This window comes from Mesorhizobium sp. M7A.F.Ca.CA.004.12.1.1, from assembly GCF_003997835.1.
Lineage (GTDB): Bacteria > Pseudomonadota > Alphaproteobacteria > Rhizobiales > Rhizobiaceae > Mesorhizobium.
Genome location: NZ_RZRK01000416.1, coordinates 1 through 5,513, shown reverse-complemented (window position 1 = coordinate 5,513; position 5,513 = coordinate 1). Strand labels below are relative to the sequence as shown.

The 5,513-nt window shown below is 66.0% G+C and carries 5 protein-coding genes and 2 pseudogenes; 1 reads left to right on the top strand and 6 read right to left on the bottom strand.

All coding sequences use genetic code 11. From position 1 onward, the window contains the following. From EN984_RS21040 to EN984_RS21015, 6 genes and pseudogenes are all read right to left on the bottom strand, one after another. A pseudogene (locus tag EN984_RS21040) lies at positions 1-419 on the bottom strand (ABC transporter permease); the annotation flags it as partial. Positions 420-431: 12 nt separating this feature from the next. After that, positions 432-1,268 (bottom strand): ABC transporter ATP-binding protein, encoded by an 837-nt coding sequence (locus EN984_RS21035; RefSeq protein WP_127270530.1) that lies wholly within the window; start codon positions 1,266-1,268, stop codon positions 432-434. Between the two features lie 32 nt (positions 1,269-1,300). Then, the gene (locus tag EN984_RS21030) at positions 1,301-1,627 is read right to left on the bottom strand and encodes a ferredoxin family protein (RefSeq protein ID WP_127270526.1); all 327 of its coding nucleotides are present in this window, start codon (positions 1,625-1,627) and stop codon (positions 1,301-1,303) included. Beyond that, positions 1,624-3,249, bottom strand: coding sequence for an FAD-binding protein (locus tag EN984_RS21025; RefSeq protein WP_127383927.1), 1,626 nt, complete (start codon positions 3,247-3,249; stop codon positions 1,624-1,626). Before EN984_RS21025 ends, EN984_RS21030 begins: the two co-directional genes overlap by 4 nt. 36 nt (positions 3,250-3,285) lie before the next feature. After that, a complete protein-coding gene (locus EN984_RS21020; RefSeq protein WP_127270903.1) occupies positions 3,286-3,882 on the bottom strand; it encodes a thioredoxin family protein in 597 nt (198 codons plus the stop codon). A 283-nt stretch (positions 3,883-4,165) separates the two neighbouring features. Next, on the bottom strand, positions 4,166-5,110 hold the full coding sequence (locus EN984_RS21015) for an ABC transporter substrate-binding protein (RefSeq protein WP_127268612.1): 945 nt from the start codon (positions 5,108-5,110) through the stop codon (positions 4,166-4,168). 186 nt (positions 5,111-5,296) lie between these two features. On the opposite strand from EN984_RS21015, the pseudogene EN984_RS21010 reads away from it, so the two are divergent. After that, positions 5,297-5,513 (top strand): annotated as a pseudogene (locus tag EN984_RS21010) (TonB-dependent heme/hemoglobin receptor family protein); the annotation flags it as partial.

The following is a 5,513-nucleotide window of genomic DNA, read 5'->3' as shown; positions in this document are numbered from 1 at the left end:
GTCTGCACCAGGAGGTCGGAAACCTTCTCGAACAACGAATAGCGCCCCATCAACAGACCGAGGGGGATGGCCACCACCACGCCGAGTGCGAAGCCGATCGCGGCGCGCTGCAGGCTGATGCCGATATGCTCGATCAGCACGCCCGAAGCGAGCAGCGCCCACCAGGCGACCAGCACCTCGCTCAGCGGCGGAAAGAAGATGCGGTTCAGCCAGCCGAGTCGGGGCGCGATCTCCCACAGCAGGAAGAACAGGCCGAGCAGCGGCACGCCATAGAGGAACGTGCCGTGGCTTGCTTTCTTGCTCCGGATCTTGGCGCTGGCCTTGATGGCCGGGACCCTGGCGGCGGCTACCGTTTCGCCAGCGCCGGCAAACAGGTGGAGCGCTCCCGCGGAGCCAAACTTCTCGGTCAGATAGGCCATTGGTCCAGCTCCTCAGTGACTGAAGGCTGGCGACAGGGTCCAGTCCTTCTGCGCCTTGTTGACCTCGTCGCGCAGCACGTCCCAGACGCGGGCGCGATATAGATTGAATTCGGCGCTGGCGCGGATGTCGCCGTCGCGCGGTCGTGGCAGGTCGATGTCGATGATCTCTTTCACCGCGCCCGGCCGTGCCGTCATCACCACGACGCGGTCGGCGAGGAAGATCGCCTCGTCGATCGAGTGGGTGACAAAAATCACCGTGGTGTTGATCTTGCCCCAGATCCGCAGCAGCTCGCCTTGCAGAAGCTCGCGCGTCTGCTGGTCGAGCGCCGCGAACGGCTCGTCCATCAGCAGCACTTCCGGGTTGCTGGCCAGCGCACGCGCGATCGCCACACGCTGCTGCATGCCGCCGGACAGCTGGTTGGGAAAACGGTCCTCGAAACCGGCAAGGCCGAACAGCGCCAACAGATGGCGGGCTGTGGCGGTACGCTCGGCCTTGGCCACGCCGCGCACTTCCAGCGCATATTCGATGTTGGCGAGCGCCGTGCGCCAGGGAAACAGCGCATATTGCTGGAAGACATAGCCGGTCTTTGGATCGGGCCTGGTGATGCGCCTGCCGTCGAGCTGGACGTTGCCGCCGGTCGCCTGCGTCAGCCCGCCAATGATATCGAGCAGCACCGACTTGCCCGAGCCGCTCGGGCCGACCAGCGTGATGAACTCGCCCTTGCGGATGGAAAGATCGACGCCGTCGAGCACGGTGACGCGGTCGGTCGCCTCGCCATCCACGGTGACGAACTGCCCCGGCTTGAGCTGGAAGGTCTTGCTGATGTCGCTGACGACGATCCGGTCCATGTTCGGGCGATCCATATCTGTCTCCGATCGGTTCACTGCGCCACGCGGATGCGGTGCGTCGGGTCGAATTCCGAGCCGCCCGCCTTGCCGCGCTTCCAGCCAAGCGCGCGGGCATAGGAGCCGAACATCTGGCGGGCGTCGGCCTGAGCTTCCGTGATGCCGGTCGGCCCTTCGGCGAACTCGGCCACATAAAGCGCGTCGGTCGGGCAATAGATCTCGCAAAGAAAGCAGGTCTGGCAGTCCTCCTGGCGAGCGATCACCGGCACGCCATTGTCGGTCGCGTCGAAGACGTTGGCCGGGCACACCTTGACGCAGATGTCGCATTCGACGCAGCGCGTGGCCGAGACGATCTCGATCATGACGCCAGCTCCGCCAGCCGCTCAGGCGCACCTGCGATGCGGAACGCATCCACACCGGTGATGACCAGCCGGTGCGCGAAGGCCGGGCTCTTGCCCGGCAGATCGGTGCGGCGGTGCATGCCGCGGCTCTCGGTGCGGTGCAGCGCGGCGGCCACGGACCAACGCCCAGCAGCGGCGATCGAAGCTGCCTCTCGGGTACGGACCCGGTCCAGCCCCTCGCCTTGCAGATGGCTGCGCACGTCGCGCCAGACACTCTCCAGCCGCTCGCCGCTTTTCTCCAGGGCCTCGCCAGTGCGGAAGAAATTCTTGTCGAGCGGCGTGACTTCGCTACGCACCGCCTCGATAACTTCGCCCGCCGAGATGTCGTCCCTCGCCGATGATGCAGGACGCAAGCCGGCCTGGCCGAGCGATTGCACCGCGCTGCGGAACGCCTTGCCGGTCCGGCGCTTGGCATGGGTCGAGGCACCTTTGCCGGCCCACCAGCCGCTGGCCAGCGCCCAGGATGAATTGACGGCGCCGCCGCCTGATAGCGCACCGGTCATCATCTCGCGGCTGGCGGCATCGCCGGCAACATAGAGGCCGGGCACGCCGGTGGCGCAATCGTCGGAGACGATGTCGATGCCGCCGGTGCCGCGCACCGTGCCTTCGGCGCGCAAGGTGATACGGAACAGTTCGCTGAACGGATCGATGCCGGCGCGGTCATAGGGCACGAAGCAGTTCGGCTGGCCCTGGCGCAGCCAGCCTTGCAGCGCCGGCTCGGCCTGATCGAGCCGCGCGTAGACCGGGCCGTCGATCAGCGCGCGCGCCACTTCCTCCTCGCGGTCGCCGATGCCGTTACGCAACGGCTCGCCGGTCGGCCCGAGGATCGGCGAGCCGTCCTCGCGATGGAACGAGGCCCAGCGGAACGGCAGGCCCTTGTTCAGCGATGAGCCATAGGGCGCCAGCGTATATTTGCCGGTGAACTCCATGCCCGACAGGCTGGCGCCGGCCTCCGCCGCCATCAGATAGCCGTCGCCGGTCAGCCCGGTCGCGCCGAGGATGCGCTCGCGGAAAGCGCAGCCGCCCGTCGCCAGCACCACCGCGTTGGCGTCGACGCGCCAGTCCTGGCCGATCTGCCGGGCGACACCGGCGGCGCCGACGATGGCATCGCCGTCGGACAGAAGTTCGAGCGCTGGGTGATGGTCGAGCACGGTGACGCCGGCCAACAGCACCCGGCGGCGCATGAAGCGCATGTAGTCCGGCCCGCGCAGATTGGCGATGTAGAGGCGGCCGTCATCCTCGCTCGGAAAGGGATAGCCCCATTCGGACAGCCTGAGCAGATTGCGGTAGGCAGTATCGACGCAGCGCAGCATCCAGCGCGGGTCGGCGAGTTCGCCGGTGCGCTGCCAGCGCCGCTCGACGACGGCATGCCTGTTGTCGCCCGGCGGCACGCACCAGGTGCCGGTGTTGGAGGGCGCGGTGGCGCCGCTGGTACCGAGATAGCCCTTATCGGCCAGCACCACCTTGGCGCCGCTCTCGGCCGCAGCGACAGCCGCCCAGGCCGCTGACGGACCTCCGCCCAGCACCAGCACGTCGGCCTGGAGCAGCAAGCTGTCGGAAGCGGATTTTTGCGGCTTGTGCATGGATACCTGGCGAATGCGTTCGAAGCGGCGCCTGCGCTAAGCGGCGCGGGCGGCGCTGGAGGACCAGACCGGCTCGTTGCCGGCACTCCACTTGATGTTGCAGCCGATCGACGGCACCTGGCTGGCAGCGGGCCTGCCGCCCTCCAGCACCGTGTCGACCGCTGCGCGCAGATCGGCACCGGTCACCGGCTTGCCATTGCCCGGCCGCGCATCGTCGAACTGGCCGTGATAGGCGAGCCGCCGGTCGGCATCGAACAGGAAGAAGTCGGGTGTGCAGGCGGCGCCGTAGGCTTTCGCCGTCTGCTGCGACGCATCCTTGAGATAGGGGAAGGAATAGCCGAATTTTTCGGCCTCTTCGCCGATGCGGGCCAGCGTCTCCTCCGGATGCGCCTCATGGTCATTGGCGTTGATCGCCACCACTTGCAGCCCCTTGCCGGCATAATCCCTGGCGAAAACGGCAAACTGCTCACGGATCAGCACGACGAACGGGCAGCGGTTGGAAATAAAGGCGACGAGCAAGGCCGGCTTGGCGTCGAAATCGACGAGGCGGTGCAGCACGCCTTGCGCGTCGGGCAGCAGGAAATCGGCCGCCCTGGTGCCGAGGTCGATCGGATTGGACTCTGTCTTCGGCATTGATGCGCGCTCCCTTTGTGCAGCCGGTTTTCACAGGCCAAGGTGCGAGCGCCTCGAACGTTCGCAGTTAGTCTATGAATTTAGTATAATTATAGGCTGGAGAGCACATTCACGGTCAACCGCGCGGCTTAGAATATCGTGTCAATGTTTCAGGCCGAGCCGCCAAGTTTGTTCGGGCGGAAGCCGATCCGGAGAAATCCGGACGGACAGGATTTATCAAGCGCAACGGGTTCGACGACGAATTGGTACTGCCCAGCCGAAACGCCTTGCGATTTTCGCGACGTCATTCCCCTTCCGGATAGAGCGCCTTCGCCAGGTCGCGGATCGCATCTGATGTGCGCGGGCCGAAGCCGATCATGTAGGCGCCGTCAAGCACGACCAGCGCCTTGTTGGCCGCCGCCGGCGTTGCCGCCAGCGCGCGGTTGCCGAACACCTGCTCGGGCGTCGGGCCACCCTTGCCGTCGCTCATCATCAGGATGACATCAGGCGCCATCTCGATCAGCTTTTCCTCTGATGCCGCCTTGTAGCCCTGCACGACATCCATCGGGTTGCGGCCGCCGGCGTAGCGGATGATGGCGTCGGCCGAGGTGCCGGCACCGGCTGCGCTCAGCTTCACAAGGCCATGGAAGAACACCACCTTCTTGCGCCGCTCCGGCGGAATATTTGCTGCCAGGTCGGCTGCCGTCTGAAAGGCGGTGAGCACCTCGGTGGAAACCACCTTGCCCTTGTCCTCGAGCCCAAGGCTGGCGGCGATCAGTGTGATCTTGCGCTCGATGCCTTGCGGGGTGTTGTCCTGCGGGACGAAGACGATCGGGATCGCCAGCGACTTCAGCACCTCGACCGCCTCCGGCGGCCCGCTGTCCTCGGCCGCCAGGATCAGATCGGGACGCAAGCTGGCCAGCCCCTCGACCGAAAGCTGGCGGCGGTAGCCGACATTGGGCTTCCCGGTTACGGATGGCGGATATTTGCTGCCGCGATCGACGGCGATGATCCGCTCGCCGGCGCCGAGCGCGTGCACGATCTCGGTGACGTCGGAGCCGAGCGTCACGATTCGGGTCGCCGCGCCCGGCACGACGCTTCGCCCCAGCGCATCGACAACCGTCTCGGCGGCCAGCGCCTTGAAGCCGCAGGAAGGCGCCAGCACCGACAGCGCCAGAAGCAGCACCGCCGCGATCCTGCCCGGTTGCAACCAGCCGATCCTCTTGCCATCGCCCACACTTCCGACCATGCCGCTGCTCCCGTGCCAAATGCTTCTCGATGACGGTCGGCTATAAATTTAAAGTTGACTTATGTCATCATGTTTTAATATGTGACCCCTGCCCCGACCCGCCTGGTCGAGGGATTCTCGATCATGCCAGCCAAGGCCCTTCAGCCACCGCCAGCAGTTTTGCTTTTGCTTGGGGGCTGCATGACTATGACAACGACAACAAACACGACCTTGATGGCGAGCACCGCGCTCGCCTTCGTGCTCGGCCTCTGCGCCGTGCCTTTTGCCAACGCGCAGGAACAGGACCAGGAGAAAAAGGCCGCCGCCAAGGCCGGCCGCCTGGCGCCGGCCAATCCCGCGCAGAACCAGCCGGCGACCATGCTCGACGTGATCACCATCTCGGCGACGATGATCAAGACGGCGG